This window comes from Secundilactobacillus silagincola, assembly GCF_002583405.1.
In the GTDB taxonomy this organism is placed as follows: Bacteria; Bacillota; Bacilli; order Lactobacillales; family Lactobacillaceae; genus Secundilactobacillus; species Secundilactobacillus silagincola.
Genome location: NZ_BCMJ01000004.1, coordinates 236,693 through 253,184 on the forward strand (window position 1 = coordinate 236,693; position 16,492 = coordinate 253,184).

Genomic DNA, 16,492 nt, shown 5'->3' on the forward strand with positions numbered 1-16,492 from the left:
AAAAGCCAATATTTGTAAGCGCTTTTGCTATAATAAAAGAGAAGACTATCAGAGAAGGGGTACCAATTCATGGCTGAAACGACGATTAAACTGGCTGATGGCAATGAAATGCCACTGGTTGGCTTCGGAACTTACTTAATTAATACACAAGAGTTGATGGATACGTCCATTAAAACCGCATTTGACGCTGGTTATCGACTATTCGACACGGCTCAACTTTACCGTAATGAGGATTTTCTGGGACAGACTTTAGTTAATCTGCAGATTCCCCGCGACCAGATCTTTATCACTTCAAAAATTGCTGAAATAAGCCAAGGATACGAGAATACGATTAAAAGTATTGATGGCTCTCTAGAACGGTTAAAGACTAACTACCTTGATCTATTATTAGTCCACTGGCCGGTACAGGAATATTTCTTCGATACTTGGCGAGCATTGGAAAAACTTAAAGCCGACGGAAAAGTAAAATCAATTGGGGTTTCTAACTTTAGCGTCGCACACCTAGAGCTATTAAAGACTCAGGCAAAGGAAATGCCCGTCGTTAACCAAGTTGAACGACACCCTTACTTGAACCAGCGGGCATTGGTGGCATTTGATAAAGCGCAAAATATCGTGACACAGGCGTGGAGTCCACTGGGACGCGGTGTAACGCTCGATAACGAAATGCTAAAGAAAATGGCGGATCACCACCGCGTTTCAGTTGCGCAGCTCATTTTAAAGTGGCACCTACAAAATGGCGTAGCAGTCATCCCCAAGTCTAAAACACCTAGTCGAATTATTGAGAACCATCAGCTGGACTTTGAGCTATCTGAGGATGAAAGTGGCATGATTGATTTACTGAACCGCAATCAACGAACTGGCGATGATCCTGAAATTGTTTATGAAACTGGTAAACAATACAAGGTTTACAAGGAATAGACAGAAAAAAAGCGTACCGAAAATTTTCGGTACGCTTTTTTAGTGGATGCAATCAAATCATGTTCAGTGATTAGTCAATCGCAATGTGATGACTATCTTGCTTATCTTCAGTCATCTTTGGCAGAGTCAGTTTAAGGATGCCGCCATCATAGGTTGCCTTGACGTTATCTTCATCAACTCCTGGCAGATAGAAGCTGCGGGTAACGTTGCTTGAGCTGCGTTCTTGACGGAGAACACGGCCCTTTTCATCCTTGTCTTCTTTATCCAAATTGTGAACGGCATTGATCCGTAACGTGTTGTCACGATAATCAATGTGAATACCATCCTTCTTGAAGCCAGGTAGTTCAGCGGCTACTTCATAACTCTTGTCATTTTCTTTAATATCGGTTTTCATATCATCACTGCCGAAGAATTTCTGACCAAAGTTACCAAAGTCGTTGAAGAAGTTCATTGGATCCAAATCGTTAAAGTTTCTGTTTGCTAAATAGTTAGTCATAGTGAAAAACCCCTTTCAGAATTTTAAACTAAGGTTAGTGGACATGTGGTTCTTATCTCCTTACCAACCTTACATTGTCTATATTAGTCAGTATTGGTCAGGAATGCAAGAAATTAGCACTCGAATGTTGAGAGTGCTAATTCCTTTTTTAAATAGTCTCTACAAACGCCTATATATCAGCATTTAAAAAAGTCTTCGAACGATATCAAGAATCACAGTTCGAAGACTTTTTAATTTTTAATTGCTAAAGGTCAAACTTTTTAAACATTTAATCAGTCAAATATACATTACTATTTGATGACTAGTGTTCTTGAATTTCGTCGGGATGTTTTTTCTCAAAACGGTATTCAAGGAAGAAGTAAACCGTGATGTAAAGGAAGCAAAGTGCTGGTACAACGAATGAAAACTGCATGGAACCAGATAAATCTGAAACCACACCTTGGATGGCCGGAATAATCGCACCACCAATTAAGGCCATAACGATTACTGCACCAGCCGTTGCTGTATACTTCTTTTCCTGAACTTGATCCAAAGTATGCGTGTAGATGGTTGGCCATTCGGGACCAAAGAAGAAGCTAGTCATAATCGCTGCATAAACCGCCGTCATATTAGGAATCGTAAAGGTTAAAATAAGACTGATCACCCCAAGCAACGAATAAACGGTCAAAGTTCCAGTGATGGAGAAACGACTCATGAAGGTATTGGCCACCAATTTACCAACGAACCAAGCAATGTAACTAAAAATCATGAAGGTTGAGGCTGCTGAATCAGTAATGCTGTGGTTTAAGTTCAAGGCTAACCGAATGGTGAATGACCAAACAGTTGTTTGAAGACCAGCGTAAATAAATTGGGTGAAGACACCCTTTTTAAAGCCAGTGTTATGCCAAAGGTACTTGATGGTTTCGCCTAATGCTGGTCGTTCTTCTTCAGCGACACCGCCTTCAACTGTTGCTTCAGCGGTTGCTTTAGCTCGTGGCATAGGTACCAACGCGAAGATGATCAACATCACAATCAGAACAATCAAGATGTACTTGTATGGCCGTAACGTCAATTGCAGCATCTTTTCACCGTAAGCGATCCGAGCGGCACCGTGCATGTGAGCCATCTTATCAGATAGGTTACCAACCGTACCAAAGATCAGGTATTTTCCAAGCAGGATACCCGTAATATCACCCAATGGGACAAGAGTCTGTGAAAAGTTCAGTCGTAATGTGGCGTATTGCTTCGGTCCAAGCATTGAACTGTAAGTATCACTGGCAGTTTCAAGGAAACTCAAACCAATCGCAATCGCAAAAATAGCGACCAGAAACATACTATAAGTTGCAACCCGTGAGGCCGGGAAGAACATTGCACAACCAAGAATATAGAAAATCAATCCGGTCATAATAGCGAATTTATAACTGTTCTTTTTAATAATTAATGAAGCTGGAATCGCGATTAAAAAATAGCCACCGTAGAAAGCACTTTGAACGAATGCCGTCGCAGCGTCGTTCAGTAGAAAAACCGTCTTGAACTGAGTAATCAAAATATCGTTTAAACTAGCAGCAGCTCCCCAAAGTGGGAAAATCAGTGAAACTAAAATAAATTGAAATACTGGTGTTTTACTTAAATAACCATCGGAAAGCTGTGTCCAGCCATGAGTCTTTTTTGTGGTTGTTTCTGTGGTTTCCATGTTTTATACTCCTCTAAATTCTTATTGATAAAACCTTTTACTAAAAACAAAAAAGCTTAAAAAGTAACACCTGACTCTAAAATAATGTTTGAAAATGGTGTCATTTCCCCGGTCCGAACAAAGGCATGAGTGTTAGCTAAGTTCTTCTTTAAATCAGAGTGAGGCATAAATGCGACTTCAACGTCTGGTAAAAGACCTTGAATTGCTTTCAATTGCTCTGGGTTTTGAGTTTTAATCTCATCAGCCAAGTAGATCTTTTGAACTTCTAATTCACTCAAAATATTCTTTAAAACATCGATAAAACTAGGTAATTGCTTAGTCAATGCTAAATCAATCTTTTTGGTCCCCATTGGTACTGGCATACCTGCATCACCAATACTGAGCCAGTCCATGTGTCCCATGCCAGCAATGACCGTTGATAGTTCAGAATTAATAACTGTTGTCTTCTTCAAATTAAAACATCCTTTCACAAATCCAGTGAATTATCACTAAAACGGTGTCCACTGGTAAAATAATGGCAAAAAAATCGTAAATCGTTTTACTATCTACAAAACGCTGTAAATTAAATATCTATCAACACAAGATAAAAGGTTATCATAGATTGTAACCGATTGCAACGAACTTTTTTAAATGACAATAAATTAGTGGTTTTTTTCACTAATCTAGACCACAAAAAGGACTTGAACCCCGATACGGATTCAAGTCCTTTTAGATTAATCTACTGATTGGTTTTTATGAATTACTTTTGGTCGTAAGCTTCTTGGAATAACTTAACGATATCTTCTTTAGTCCCTTTACGTGGGTTAGAGAAGGCGTTCCCATCCTTCAAAGCATTTTCAGCCATCAATTCAAAGTCTTCTGGCTTTGCACCGATTGACTTGATTGAACGTGGAATGTTGACATCGTCACACATCTGACGCATTGCTTTGATTGCCAAGTCAGCAGCGTCACGAGTTGATAAACCATCGGTGTTTTCGCCCATGATCTTAGCTAATTCAGCAAACCGTTCTGGGCAAGCTGGGATGTTGTACTTTTCAACGATTGGTAACAGCATTGCGCAGCAAACACCATGAGGAGCATCGTATTGACCACCCAATTGGTGAGCCATAGCATGAACGTAACCTAAGTCAGCGTTGTTGAAGGCCATACCACCAAGCATTTCGGCTTCAACCATCTTGGTACGAGCTTCAAGGTTGTGACCGTTTGAAACAGCTTCACGGAGACTTTCTTCAACTAACTTGATAGCTTCAACACATTGGCCGTCAGTAATTTCGTTACGGTTGGTTGAAACGTATGGTTCGATAGCTTGAACGAAAGTATCCATACCAGTTGCGGCAGTTAAGCCCTTTGGTACATCTAATTCAAGCATTGGATCATTGAAGGAAACCAATGGTACGTTACGCCATGACACAACAACGAACTTCAGCTTAGTCTCTTCGTTAGTAATTACACAGTGACGAGTCAATTCTGAAGCAGTCCCGGCAGTAGTGTTAACAGCCATCAATGGTGGTAATGGGTTTTCAAGTGTTTCGATACCAGCTAGCTTAGTGATGTCATCACCGTTAGTTAAAATGATACCAGTTCCTTTACCACAATCATGAGAAGAACCACCACCAACAGTGATGATACTGTCACAGTCGTTGTCCAAGTAGAGTTTCTTTGAAGCTTGGATATTACGGATCTTAGGGTTTGGTTCAACACCGTCGAAAACAACGTAATCAACGCCTGCTGCATCCAAAGAAGCTAATGTTTGGGCAACTGGACCATTTTCCATGCCTTCCAAAACCTTATCAGTAACAACTAAAGGCTTCTTCATGTTCAACATCTTGGCACGGTCACCAATCTTCTTGATAACACCTTTACCAAAGAAGTTAACACTTGGCATTAAGAAATCAAAGTTTTCCTTCATGATCTACACTCCTATTTTTAAATTTATATGTTACACAATTCACTTTAAATATAACACCAATGCAATGTAGTGTAAACGTTTGTTTTTACGCTTAGATTAATCTTAAAAATTGCCACTATTCTCTATATACTAGTAATTTAGCGTCTTTAATAGACAAACTTCACAAGTTTGCACAGATTAAAATTGGTGACTTTGACAATCCTAAAATATATTATTTTCACAAATGATACTAAACTTTAGAACCTGTCCACCACACCTCTGATTTAATTAAAATCGATTATTCTAACTGGGAATATTTCCACTATCGTTATTTTGCATAAAAATTATCATTTATCTCTAAAATTAACAAGAATGAAACAGCTTTCAATGTTAGAATTAAGGTATTAATTATTGGAGGTAGTCACATGAAGATCAATTCGAAAGTAGCCATTTTGACCACATCTTTAGCAACTTTATTCATTTTTGGTGGTGTTTCGCAACACACGGTTGCACATGCTGCAACTTTCCAAAAGGCTTCAAGCAAAACCATTAAGTCTAAGACTAGCACAACTTACAATTATGCTAAGAAAATGCTGGCTAAAAACAAGAACGGTTTTGATTCCAATGCAGCAGCCATTTTCAGCAAAAAAGCTTACCCTGCTTCTGGTGCGGCTGATGGATACTCAGACTTTCTGTTGGGCTTAAAAGCTAATGGTTACAAGTTTACCAGTGCACAGAAATCACTGATTCGCAAAAACTTGGTGCTTAAATCAAATACTGACCCAGCCATCCTGTCTAAAGCCATTGTTGGCTTAAAGAGTATTGGTTATAATCCAGCAAAATATCGTCCATACGGCAGTAAAAAAGACGTTAATCTTGTGGATCAGCTCTACAAATCAAAGATCAGTTCGCAAACTACCAGTACCCTTAGCCAAGTTTTGATTGCCTTATCAACAGGTAACTACAGTCGGCCAAAGAACGCAACATTCAGCAAAACCAGTTTAGCTAACAGTCTGGCCAAATTACAACAAAGCAACAACGGTTGGGCATATGATAACAAACTTGCCGACGTTGATACGGATACTAGTGCAATGGCAGTCACTGCCTTAGCCCGAGCCAAATCATCCGCTAAAACGGTTAAAACAAGCTTGTCTAAAGGACAAGCCTTCGTAAGGTCACAGGCATCAACAAACGGTGCTTACGGCTACAACTACCTCGGAAAGACTTATCTTAATGCTAATTCAACTGCAGAGGCCATCATTGCCTTTTCAGTAAGATCAAGTACAAACAAATACATGAACAGCGTGGCATCTCAAAAAGCACAGACCGCATCACCAATGGTTGCAATGTTGGGTTACATTAACCATGATGGTACCATCAAAGGATCTTCAAGTGCCGTATATGGTGTCGGTCAAGTTAACTTAGCACTTGCTTCATACAAGAGTCCGCAACTGCACCGGTCAGTTTACACAATTAAATAAAACAATCTAGAGTATGTGACAAAACTCGGTAGATTCCAGAATTTAACGCAAATAAGGCTTATTCCGAAAAGTTCGTCGGAATAAGCCTTATTTACGTTAAATGGCCGGAATCTGAGTTTTGGCGCATGATTAGACTATGTTGAAGGATTAAACAAAAGTACAGTGATACCTAATTTCGATTAACATATTAATTGTAGTACTTGCCAATTATAGACTTACGCAGTCGTTTTTTTGTCCATCCAATTATTTATTCCAAGTATCAACTGAAAAATGCCGATTTGTATAATCGATGCACGTATATTTTCCCTGAGTCAGTTGAATCTCCCAAAAAGGCTTCTCAGGGAATAAATCATGCATGATCACTCGAATCGTCCCCAGATGAGTCACCAGCGCTACCGAACTATTATCAAGTGTGTGATTGACTAATGCTCGAAAGCCCGATTTAATCCGGTTCTCATGTTTCACGTATGGTTCAGAAGCAGGCGGTGTATAGCCAAAGGGATCAGCTAACCAACGTTCCCATTCAACCGGAAACTTGGCCTGAATTTGATCGGCATCTAAACCTTCCCATTCGCCAAATCCCCATTCATCTAAAAAATGAGCCACTTCATATTGTCGATTAGGGAAGATCAGTTCCGCTGATTGATGGGTTCGTATGCGACTGCTGACCAGAATCTTGTCGATTGCTCGCCCCTTAAATTTAGTATGAACAAGCTCACACTGTTTTTGACCGGTTTGATTAATGGAAACATCATCCGTACCGTAGAATTTCCGTTGCACGTTGTAATCAGTTTCTCCGTGCCGAATGAAATACAGTTTCATAACCCTTTTCACCACCTTAATATGAGATTGCCTATTCACAAAGGGCTCAATTCACCGTAGAATTGAGCCCTTTAATTCGTTTAAATTATTGACCCGACAACTAAAAACTTTGCCGGTCAATTTCCTGCTGGACATTAGCCAAACCGTACTTGTATTTAAATCGAATAATAATTTTATACCACGATTTGTAGAAAAAGAACAATAAAACAGCGGTGGTAATCCCATGCGTTAGATCAAAGTAAAAGCTGGTGGCAAAAGCCGCTATGAACGTTTTGATGTTTAAAGGCTGAACATAAACCATGGCATACCAAAGGTCCATGATCCAACCAAATAAAAAGCCATAGAAAACGCCAAGTACCGCTAAGAACTTTCGGTTATGCGCCCACTTAAAATTCCGGATCAATCCAGCGGAAATTCCCATCAATCCCCAAGCAAACATTTGCCATGGTGTCCAAGGGCCTTGACCCAAAAATAGGTTAGAGACCAAAGCTGACGTTGAACCCACGATAAAGCCAGCCTCAGGTCCCAAAGTCAGCCCCGTCATGACCACCACGAAACTGGTGGGTTTCACGCCAGGTATCGCAGCCATGGCAACTCTCCCTAAAGCTGCAATCGTCGCCAAAACCGCTAAAAAGACAATTTCTCTGGCCTCCGAGTTCCGAGTTTCGAAGTGCCAATAAAATGGCAGCATACTAGCCACCAGGCAGATTAGACTTAGCAAAAGGTAGTGCTGATCACCGTTAAAAAAAGTGATCCATACTAGAGCAACAATAAAGATTGCGATTGAAACAAAGTACCCACTACGGTGCTTAATTTTATCAACAAAATTATTCAAGGCGTGACCTCCCCTCGTTGAATCACTTTAGGCAGCTGATAGCGCAACATTCGGTTAACCGTGGTCGTGTAGAAAAAGTTATCCGCAAAGAATTGATGCGGCTCCGCTTGAGCAACAAGTTTGCCATCAAACAGCAACGCGCACTGAGTGGCGAACTGAGCGCTAAAATTCATATCATGGCTCACCATTACAACGGTCAGTTCCTGTTCTACTTGCAGTTTCTCTAAAATATTACCTAATTCTTGGCGCCGAATGGGATCCAGCCCCTTCGTTGGTTCATCCATAAACAGCAACTTTGGGTTGGAAAAAAGCAATATTCCAAGAGCAATCAACTGTTGTTCACCACCACTGGCATCATACGGATTGCGGTCGGCAATGTTTTCGATTGTCAGTTTCTTGAGCATTGATTCAGCCGCCGACTCTGGATTATCCATTTTTAGCTGCTTTGCACGCTCAACAAATTCTTCACGTACCGTGTCATAGCTAAAATAGTCGCTTGGGTTTTGAGAAAGATAGGAAACTTCCTTGTAAAACCGATCTGTATTTTTAAGCCAATAGCTCAATTTTTTACCCAGTAACTGAACCCGTCCGCGTCGTAATGACAGCAAGCCCATAATGGACTTTAATAAGGTCGTTTTCCCAGTCCCATTCTTACCAATAATGGCAAGCCAGTCTTGCTTATGAACGGTCAAATTCAAATCATTTAAGATATAATTACCGTTTTTATCATACTCAAATGCAAGGTGAGATAGTTTTGCAACAACTGGCTGTTGAGACTCATCAGCTCTGACCTGAAGATTGCCATTCAACTTAACATGATTAGCCTGCAATACTTCGCGACCTTGAGCCACCGTTAGCGGTAGATCAGTCAACTGCAATTTATTCGGTAAGTCTTCCTGTAAGAAAAGATAGGGCACGTCTGGAATGAAACTCTTCAGATGAGAATCTTTCGAGATGCTTTTCAAGACTTCGGCTACTGACCCCTCAGCTTTCAGTTCTCCATGTTCCAGAATCCAGAGCTTATTGGAGAGTGGCAATACATCATCTAAGATATGTTCGCTCATCACAATGGCGATTCCAAGTTCATCATGAACTCGACTCAGCAACGAAATGAATTCTTTGGTGGCAATCGGGTCCAACTGTGCCGTTGGTTCATCTAAAATCAGTAACTTGGGCCGTAAAATCAAGACGGCCGCTAAGTTAACTAGCTGCTTTTGCCCACCAGATAGATTCTGTACGTTTTCATACAAAATATCTTGAAGACCTAAAAAACTAACTAGTTCAGCAATCCGCTGTTGAATCACATCAGTTGGAACATTGATATTTTCCAACGAGAACGCTAATTCTTGAATCACGTTATCCATCACTAATTGATCGTCAGGGTTTTGAAAAACCATGCCAATACTTTGCGCGCTTTCCCGTTTGGGTAGCTTTGAGATTGGTTGACCCTCAAAATAAATCTCACCTGTCCGTTTTCCCACCGGCCACAGTTCTGGTTTCATCTGCCGTAGCAAGGTTGTTTTACCACTACCAGAATCTCCGGCAATCGTGATAAAATCGCCAGAATTAACGTTAAGATTAATATCTGACAGACTTTTGTGCTTTGCCAGTGAATATTCAAAATTAAAATCTACGACCTTAATAAGTTCCACCATAGCCACTCCCATGCTTCTAGAATTAATGGAAAACTGAACAGCAACACCACACCAAGTAGTACCAGCCAACCAGTGGGCGTCAATGCGATTGTTCCCAAACTCGGATAAACCGTCATTCGACCAATACCACGACTAGCTGCATAGAAGCAAAGCCCAGTTAATGGCAAATACCAAGCCAGTGACACAAAATCACGGGTTGAAAAACGATAGCGCTGATAGCTAGACCGTTTGCCGCTGCCATAGCCTCGAGCGCTCATGGAATCAGCTGTTTGAAGTGCATCCGTAAAAGACTGAATCAGCAAAACCTGCATCATTTTGACCACGCCAAGCCCTCTTTGGCGGCTATTTCCTTTCGTAACTGCAATCCCACGAATTTTTTGTGCTTGCGAAATATTTTTTAACCGTGAAATGAACAGGGGCACAAACCGTAACGTTATCATGGTTAGCAACGTTAGCTTAGGCGATATTCTTGAAAATAAATACATGAACTTTTGACTGGTCAACACCTTGTTATAAGAGAGAAAAGTTAACAGCACAATGATCAAAGATAATGCCATCATAAACCCATAAAAAATCGATTCAGCGGTAATGATGGTCCCGCCAAACGTCCAAATAACATGGGTTCCTCGATTATTGACCAAAGGATTCAAAATCATGATAAAGGCAGTCATGAACAGACTGCCTTCCAGAACCATTAGCATTTGTTTACCCGTATGTGCGACAAAATCCACACAAATGACTAAAAGCAATTCAACCAATAAGAAGATTGGATGCAAGAAAACCATTGAACATGCAATCGTCACGACATAGTAGGTAAACATCACCCACGGATTAAGCTGCTCAAAAACAAGTGTAGAACGACTTACCCGTTCCACCCGCGGTCGCCGCTGCCTTGTGTCCATACCCATTGAACGACATCTCCACTCTTAACTTTATAAGCACCAGCACTGTAACTGGAATAAGTGCCGTTAACACTGTAAAGCCAGCCACCACCAGCTCCACCAGAACCAGCATATTTACCATTAATCATCGTAATGTATGCTGAACTGCCACTACCAGAGTAACCGATCTTAAAGCCTTTTTGCTTTGACAGTGTCTGCAAAACACTAAAGACTGTTGCGCCTTTTTTATACGAAATGTTGCCGGAAGCAATCACTTTATTGCCTGTGCTAATCGGGCCATAAATTTTTACGGTTACCGGTTTCGTGACACCCGTATTGGTATTTCCACTCTTAGAACTTGTTGAAGATGATTTCTTAACAGCTGGTGCTTTACCAGATTTAAGGTAACTATGCCAAATCCAGCCACTCACTTTTTTATCTGAAGATTTAACGTAAACATAGGAATAGCTCTTGTGGTTACTTTTCTTGATAGTTGCTTTTTTATACGAATAAAAGGTGGTGTGCTTATAGTTCTTTCCATAGTGGTTCACCTTCGTTAGATGACTTGTAGAATAGAAACTACCATTGGTAACGTGATACGCTTTTTTTGAAATCTTACTGTAGGATACCTTGACCACCTTGGTCGTCTTTGCGTGAGCAATCTCAGCATGATTTGAGATAACTGTAGCAGCCCCAACAAAACCAAAGACTGTCAGCATACCCACTACGGCAAATTTAATCACTTTGCTAGCTTTCATGATGACTTCTCCTTAGACAGATTAGAATTTAAAAATGGAGCCCTTGTTGGCTTTGAAGTAACTGTACTGTTCTAGCGCATAAGCAGACTGTTGCGTTGCCATCTGCAGCGAACCCGAGTTACTTCCCATCCACCATCTGAATTGACCAGACGACTTTTGATATTTAATTAAACGCTTGATTGGTGTGACGCCGCTCTTTGTCTTCAGCTTTTCTGGGTTGACACCCACTGCAGAAAGACCCGCGATTGCCAAGGCGTCAGAGTTTGAATTAGCCTTCTTAGAAAATGAACCAGCAATCACAAAGTCACCCGTCTTTTTGGAAAATGCCTTAGTTTCCAGTAACTTAACCGCCTTTGAAATAGCTGTGTTAACACCGCTATAGTTCTTATGCATTCCTAATGCCATCAATGCCATACCGGTAACGTCAACATCGCTGGTGTGACCACTAATTTCCCAGCCACCCTTTGAATCTTGGGCTTTAACGACTTGAGAAACTAGGGTTTTGACGGTTGCATTACTTTTACTGCCATAGTTTTTTGTACTGAGCGCAATGATACCGAAGACTTTTGCCAGCACGCCCGCGTTTGACTTAGGTGCTGTTTTAATAATACCGTTCACTAAGTTTTTGCCACGATATTTGGTTGGATTATACCCGATTGATACCGCACCAATCAGCGTACGTTCGTAATCAACTGCCGCATAATGACCATCTAGATCACTAAATTGTCCTGACAAGCTTTTTACGAATACTTTTTTAGCTGCCGAACTCATGCCGTATGGTGAACGTTTCACAGCCAGCGCATCCCAGCAGTTAAGTTCACTTTTTTTCGTGTGTCCTTTAATATAGCTGACACTGGAATTAATTGATTTCGTATAATACGGGGTAGATGCGTGAGCAGTCCCCGCCATAAAACCGGCAGCTAGACCAACAGTCCCAAGCATCAACAATAGTGCTTTCATCTTTTTCATATTAGTCACAAATCCTTTCGTTAATTAATGTTGACTTGCTACTGGGGAATGACGGTCCTTACCTAAATTCTCCGTATAAAGCCACTGAATGTTGTCACCGCTTTTAACCTTTTTCTTCCCAGCCGCATAACCAGGGAATTTATTGTTCACTGAGTATAACCAGCCGCTACCAGAACCGTGATCAAATTCAAACAGGCCGCCAATTCCGCGAATATATGTGCTACCGCCGCCTCCTTGATAAGCTAACGAAACGTGTTTTTCCTTAGCGACTTTTTTCAATACCGAAGCAACCGTCTCGCCCCTGGTAATCTCAACTCGACTGCCCCGAAGCATGACTTTATTACCTTTACTAATGGGACCTCGTACCGTCAACGAACAGGTACTTGCACTTGCACTTTTATGAGCTGGTGCTTTGGCAGTTGCTACCACTTTCGAAGCAGAAGCAGAACTGTGATGGTTCTTCTTAATGGTTGCAATTTTTGCCTTGGACTTATTCTTTTCCTGGCTTTCGTTCTTTAAAGCTGCAGTTTCACTTTTCGATTTGCCAGTAGCTTTTTTTTCTGGCTTAGAAGCCGCTGACGTAGAACTAGCCGCACTGGCACTCTTAGCAGGCGCTTTTGATGTGCTGCTAGCCGATGTTTTATCGCTGCTATACGTATTATTGGCCGACTTATTACCCTTGTTCATTGCTGAATAGCCAGCAAATCCCAAGCCAATGATAACCAATAAACTCAATACGATCATTGTTATTTTTCGTTTAGACACGATAATCCTCCTATTACACTCGCTATTCAATCGTTATGACAGACGTCTTAGGTACTAGGTACAGGCTTACTTCACCCATAAACCAACGTCTGAATCAGATTCTCCCAGTAGTAACCTTCCTAAATCTCAACAAATCCCCCCTACAAAAACAGTAACTTTTAGTTGTTAGAATTTTAAGTTAGCGTTTTCATTTATAAAGTAATGGAATAAGTGCATATATTACCTTCTAATTATTCTATCCTACAATCACCTGGCTTTTCTCGATAAAAGAATGATTAGCAATTTTAAGCACACAATCATCAAGAAAGAACAATTAATTCACGATAAATTGTCCTCTTTAGTCTTAATAGCATAATTTTGCACTATTCCTCTATAGCTTTCTCATTTATTGTAAAACCAATATGAGGTTTCCAATCATTAAATTCTCTTTTTAATCAGGCAGCTTGCCATCCAATCATTCCCTTGTATAATAGCTTTTTAGTGCTTTTTGATTTAATGAATTTTGGAAATATTTAAGTAACAATTTGGATTATGAAATTTAATATCATTATCAATCCTTAAAAAGAGATTACAATCTTACAACAAAAATGAACAAGTATATCATAAATTATATCATTATATTTATATTTTATTGTTTTCAGATTGTGTATAAGTAAAAATAATAAAAGGGTATCAAGATTTCAGTCTTGATACCCTTTGTCTTAGATATATAAATATCCGTCTAATTAGTAATGTTATGTTCGATTTCGTCCAAATGACCGTTAATAATCTTATCGCCTAACACTTCGCCTAACTTTTGAAGTGCATCATTACGAGTCTTAATTTGATCCATATCGAAGATGATGTCAGCAATATCGCCACCAGCAAAATCAAAATCTTCATGGTAAATGTAACGACCAGCATTTTTACTGTTAAAATACTTGTCGACAGCTTCTCCCAAACCGTAAGCCCAGTCCAAATCCTTCATTTCTGGAATATCCTTACGGGTGACATAACCTTGTTTGGCAATCAGGTCGGCAGCCTTTTGAATCATTTCATCAGTATATTCAAAAGCCGGCTTGGTTGTTTCAGCTTTCTTATCCTTATCTGCACTTTTTGTTGCCATAACTAAGATCTCCTTTTGATTTATGTTGCAATTTTATTTTAGCACTATTCCCATCAGAATGGGCAAATATACTGCTTGAGTACCGACGTGACGGGGCCTATAGTGGTTAATTACAACGCTTATTACTCATCACCGCTTAGTCCTAAACCCCTACCCACCATACCTTGCTGATTCATGGTAGAATTAATAATGTATCCGCTAACATTTATTTTAAAAATGAATTTTGAAAAGGAAGTTATCACATGGCAGACGATAAGCAAACATTTAAACCAGGTAAGTATACCGTTTCGGCTCAAGGTCATAACGGGACGTTCCCAATGGACGTCACTTTTTCAGAAAACCGCATTGAATCAATTGAGATTGGTCAAAAAACTGAAACAGCTGGTATCAGTGACGTGGTCTATGACCGCATTCCTGACGCTATCGTCGACGGTCAAACACTAAACGTGGACGCTGTTACCGGTGCTTCTGAAACTAGCCGTGGCATTTTGAACGGGGTTGCTGAAGCTGTCAAAGAAGCGGGCGGCAATGCTCAAGAATGGCAGTCCCGCGATAAGTACACTCCAAAGGTGACAGAAAATAGCGATCTTCAAACTGATGTTGTCATCATTGGCGGTGGCGGTGCTGGTCTCGCGGCGGCTGCAACCGTTTTGGATCAGGGTCGCAAAGTGGTCGTGCTAGAAAAAGCACCCTCATTAGGTGGTAATACAGTTCGTGCAGGTGGTCCCATGAACGCTGCTGACCCTGATTGGCAAAATACCTTTGATGCTCTACCAGGCGAACGCGAAACGCTGCAAAACTTGCTTGATATGAGTGTTGACGACATTGATTCTGAATACCAGGACGATTTTAAAACCTTGCAGTCACAAATCAAAGCTTACTTTGCTGACATCAAGGACAAAAAGCCCTACCTCTTTGATTCAGCTGAACTCCATCGTATTCAAACTTATTTAGGCGGTAAACGTACCGATTTGAACGGCAACAGTATTCACGGTGACTATAAACTCGTCAAAACACTGACTGATAACGCACTTGCTTCCCAGAAATGGCTGGCCAAAATTGGTGTCAAATTCGATACTTCTGAAGTTGCTATGCCTGTTGGCGCGCTTTGGCGTCGTGGCCACAAACCAGTGGAAACTGCCGGGTATGCTTATATTTCAGCGCTTAGCACTTACGTCAAACACAATGGTGGCATTATTCTGACCGATAGCCCAGTCTCACGATTACTGTATGCCAAGGGTCACATCGATGGTGTGCTAGTCGAAAAGCCCGATGATCACGCCTTTACCGTTCAGGCAAAAGCAGTTATTTTAGCTTCGGGCGGCTTCGGTGCCAATACCGCTCTAGTTCAAAAATATAACACTGCTTGGAGCAATATTGATGACGACATTGCTACCACTAATGCTCCGACAATTACTGGTGATGGTATCAAGCTAGGACAACAGGCTCACGCAGGCGTCACTGGTATGGGCTTCATTCAAATGATGCCCGTTTCAGATCCAAAAACCGGTGAAATTTTCTCAGGTATTCAGTGCCCACCTGCGAACTTCTTGATGGTTAATCAGCAGGGTAAGCGATTCGTCAACGAATATGCCGAACGTGATGTCTTAGCTAAGGCAGCTTTCGATAATGGTGGTCTCTTCTACCTGATTGCTGACAATGAAATCAAAAAAACGGCTTACAATACTAGTGATGAACAGTTGGAACAGCAAGTTAAGGATGGCCGGCTATTCAAAGCGGACACATTAGCTGATTTAGCCACTCAAATCAACGTGGATCCAAAGACATTGGAAAACACCGTTGCCACGTACAATTCCTACGTTGACAAAGGCAGCGATCCTGACTTTGGTAAAAGCGTCTTTGATTTGAAAGTCGAAAAAGCCCCCTTCTATGCGACACCACGGAAACCAGCCATTCATCACACCATGGGTGGCTTAACCATTGATGACGGTGCTCACGTTCTTGATAAAGATGGTAATCGTATCAATGGTCTTTATGCAGCTGGCGAAGTTGCTGGTGGTCTTCACGCTGGTAATCGACTTGGCGGTAACTCATTAGCTGACATCTTTACTTTCGGTCCCATTGCCGCTAAATCAGCCGTCAACGAAATTGTCGATACGGTCACATCCGCTTCCATTCACTAGATCAGCATTGGGGTTTCTCACGACGCTTAATAGCGTTGAATCCCTTTAATTTCCCTACAACAGTTAAAAAAGGGACCGACAAGCGTTATAATGGAGAGTAAAC

General features: G+C 40.9%; 15 protein-coding genes. 3 read left to right on the forward strand and 12 right to left on the reverse strand.

The annotated features are described in order from the left end of the window. The first annotated feature begins 69 nt into the window (after nucleotides 1-69). A complete protein-coding gene (locus tag CES82_RS06735; protein ID WP_098824734.1) occupies nucleotides 70-918 on the forward strand; it encodes an aldo/keto reductase in 849 nt (282 codons plus the stop codon). Between the two features lie 70 nt (nucleotides 919-988). Here the strand turns inward: CES82_RS06735 and CES82_RS06740 are convergent, their stop codons facing one another. From CES82_RS06740 to CES82_RS06755, 4 genes are all read right to left on the reverse strand, one after another. Then, nucleotides 989-1,414: an Hsp20/alpha crystallin family protein gene (locus CES82_RS06740; protein WP_098824736.1), complete on the reverse strand. Its 426-nt coding sequence runs from the start codon at nucleotides 1,412-1,414 to the stop codon at nucleotides 989-991. Nucleotides 1,415-1,715: 301 nt separating this feature from the next. Continuing rightward, nucleotides 1,716-3,086 carry an L-fucose:H+ symporter permease gene (fucP, locus tag CES82_RS06745; RefSeq protein WP_098824738.1) on the reverse strand — a complete coding sequence of 457 codons (1,371 nt, stop codon included), beginning with the start codon at nucleotides 3,084-3,086 and terminating at the stop codon, nucleotides 1,716-1,718. Between the two features lie 56 nt (nucleotides 3,087-3,142). Further along, complete coding sequence (gene rbsD, locus CES82_RS06750; protein ID WP_098824739.1) at nucleotides 3,143-3,538, reverse strand: D-ribose pyranase; 396 nt, start codon at nucleotides 3,536-3,538, stop codon at nucleotides 3,143-3,145. Between the two features lie 287 nt (nucleotides 3,539-3,825). Then, nucleotides 3,826-4,995, reverse strand: a complete 1,170-nt coding sequence (locus tag CES82_RS06755) for an iron-containing alcohol dehydrogenase (RefSeq protein ID WP_098824741.1) — start codon at nucleotides 4,993-4,995, stop codon at nucleotides 3,826-3,828. 404 nt (nucleotides 4,996-5,399) lie between these two features. Here CES82_RS06755 and CES82_RS06760 point away from each other — a divergent pair, with 404 nt between their 5' ends. Further along, a complete protein-coding gene (locus tag CES82_RS06760) occupies nucleotides 5,400-6,455 on the forward strand; it encodes a prenyltransferase/squalene oxidase repeat-containing protein (protein ID WP_098824743.1) in 1,056 nt (351 codons plus the stop codon). Between the two features lie 243 nt (nucleotides 6,456-6,698). On the opposite strand, the gene CES82_RS06765 is transcribed toward CES82_RS06760, so the two are convergent. The 8 genes from CES82_RS06765 to CES82_RS06800 form a co-directional block, all read right to left on the reverse strand. Continuing rightward, nucleotides 6,699-7,277 (reverse strand): histidine phosphatase family protein, encoded by a 579-nt coding sequence (locus CES82_RS06765; RefSeq protein WP_098824745.1) that lies wholly within the window; start codon nucleotides 7,275-7,277, stop codon nucleotides 6,699-6,701. A gap of 100 nt (nucleotides 7,278-7,377) precedes the next feature. Continuing rightward, nucleotides 7,378-8,112: an ECF transporter S component gene (locus CES82_RS06770; protein ID WP_225364859.1), complete on the reverse strand. Its 735-nt coding sequence runs from the start codon at nucleotides 8,110-8,112 to the stop codon at nucleotides 7,378-7,380. Next, the gene (locus CES82_RS06775; protein ID WP_180245688.1) at nucleotides 8,109-9,767 is read right to left on the reverse strand and encodes an ABC transporter ATP-binding protein; all 1,659 of its coding nucleotides are present in this window, start codon (nucleotides 9,765-9,767) and stop codon (nucleotides 8,109-8,111) included. Before CES82_RS06775 ends, CES82_RS06770 begins: the two co-directional genes overlap by 4 nt. Beyond that, a complete protein-coding gene (locus CES82_RS06780) occupies nucleotides 9,743-10,669 on the reverse strand; it encodes an energy-coupling factor transporter transmembrane component T (RefSeq protein WP_098824834.1) in 927 nt (308 codons plus the stop codon). Before CES82_RS06780 ends, CES82_RS06775 begins: the two co-directional genes overlap by 25 nt. Further along, nucleotides 10,630-11,406 (reverse strand): DUF4430 domain-containing protein, encoded by a 777-nt coding sequence (locus tag CES82_RS06785; RefSeq protein WP_098824749.1) that lies wholly within the window; start codon nucleotides 11,404-11,406, stop codon nucleotides 10,630-10,632. The genes CES82_RS06780 and CES82_RS06785 overlap by 40 nt, the downstream gene beginning before the upstream one ends. 21 nt (nucleotides 11,407-11,427) lie before the next feature. After that, nucleotides 11,428-12,375 (reverse strand): prenyltransferase/squalene oxidase repeat-containing protein, encoded by a 948-nt coding sequence (locus tag CES82_RS06790; RefSeq protein WP_098824751.1) that lies wholly within the window; start codon nucleotides 12,373-12,375, stop codon nucleotides 11,428-11,430. Between the two features lie 24 nt (nucleotides 12,376-12,399). Then, nucleotides 12,400-13,140 carry a DUF4430 domain-containing protein gene (locus CES82_RS06795; protein ID WP_143466295.1) on the reverse strand — a complete coding sequence of 247 codons (741 nt, stop codon included), beginning with the start codon at nucleotides 13,138-13,140 and terminating at the stop codon, nucleotides 12,400-12,402. Between the two features lie 721 nt (nucleotides 13,141-13,861). Beyond that, the gene (locus tag CES82_RS06800) at nucleotides 13,862-14,245 is read right to left on the reverse strand and encodes a hypothetical protein (protein ID WP_098824755.1); all 384 of its coding nucleotides are present in this window, start codon (nucleotides 14,243-14,245) and stop codon (nucleotides 13,862-13,864) included. Nucleotides 14,246-14,487: 242 nt separating this feature from the next. On the opposite strand from CES82_RS06800, the gene CES82_RS06805 reads away from it, so the two are divergent. Beyond that, entirely contained in the window at nucleotides 14,488-16,389 is a 1,902-nt protein-coding gene (locus tag CES82_RS06805; RefSeq protein WP_098824757.1) for a flavocytochrome c, read from the forward strand. Nucleotides 16,390-16,492 lie beyond the last annotated feature (103 nt).

What these genes read in the sequence shown, in the direction of transcription:
- CES82_RS06760 (WP_098824743.1), top strand. Translation starts at nt 5,400, where the DNA reads ATGAAGATCAATTCGAAAGTAGCCATTTTGACCACATCTTTAGCAACT.
- CES82_RS06790 (WP_098824751.1), bottom strand. Translation starts at nt 12,375, where the DNA reads ATGAAAAAGATGAAAGCACTATTGTTGATGCTTGGGACTGTTGGTCTA.
- CES82_RS06755 (WP_098824741.1), bottom strand. Translation starts at nt 4,995, where the DNA reads ATGAAGGAAAACTTTGATTTCTTAATGCCAAGTGTTAACTTCTTTGGT.
- CES82_RS06775 (WP_180245688.1), bottom strand. Translation starts at nt 9,767, where the DNA reads ATGGTGGAACTTATTAAGGTCGTAGATTTTAATTTTGAATATTCACTG.
- CES82_RS06805 (WP_098824757.1), top strand. Translation starts at nt 14,488, where the DNA reads ATGGCAGACGATAAGCAAACATTTAAACCAGGTAAGTATACCGTTTCG.
- CES82_RS06780 (WP_098824834.1), bottom strand. Translation starts at nt 10,669, where the DNA reads ATGGACACAAGGCAGCGGCGACCGCGGGTGGAACGGGTAAGTCGTTCT.
- fucP (WP_098824738.1), bottom strand. Translation starts at nt 3,086, where the DNA reads ATGGAAACCACAGAAACAACCACAAAAAAGACTCATGGCTGGACACAG.
- CES82_RS06735 (WP_098824734.1), top strand. Translation starts at nt 70, where the DNA reads ATGGCTGAAACGACGATTAAACTGGCTGATGGCAATGAAATGCCACTG.
- CES82_RS06740 (WP_098824736.1), bottom strand. Translation starts at nt 1,414, where the DNA reads ATGACTAACTATTTAGCAAACAGAAACTTTAACGATTTGGATCCAATG.
- CES82_RS06765 (WP_098824745.1), bottom strand. Translation starts at nt 7,277, where the DNA reads ATGAAACTGTATTTCATTCGGCACGGAGAAACTGATTACAACGTGCAA.
- CES82_RS06800 (WP_098824755.1), bottom strand. Translation starts at nt 14,245, where the DNA reads ATGGCAACAAAAAGTGCAGATAAGGATAAGAAAGCTGAAACAACCAAG.
- CES82_RS06785 (WP_098824749.1), bottom strand. Translation starts at nt 11,406, where the DNA reads ATGAAAGCTAGCAAAGTGATTAAATTTGCCGTAGTGGGTATGCTGACA.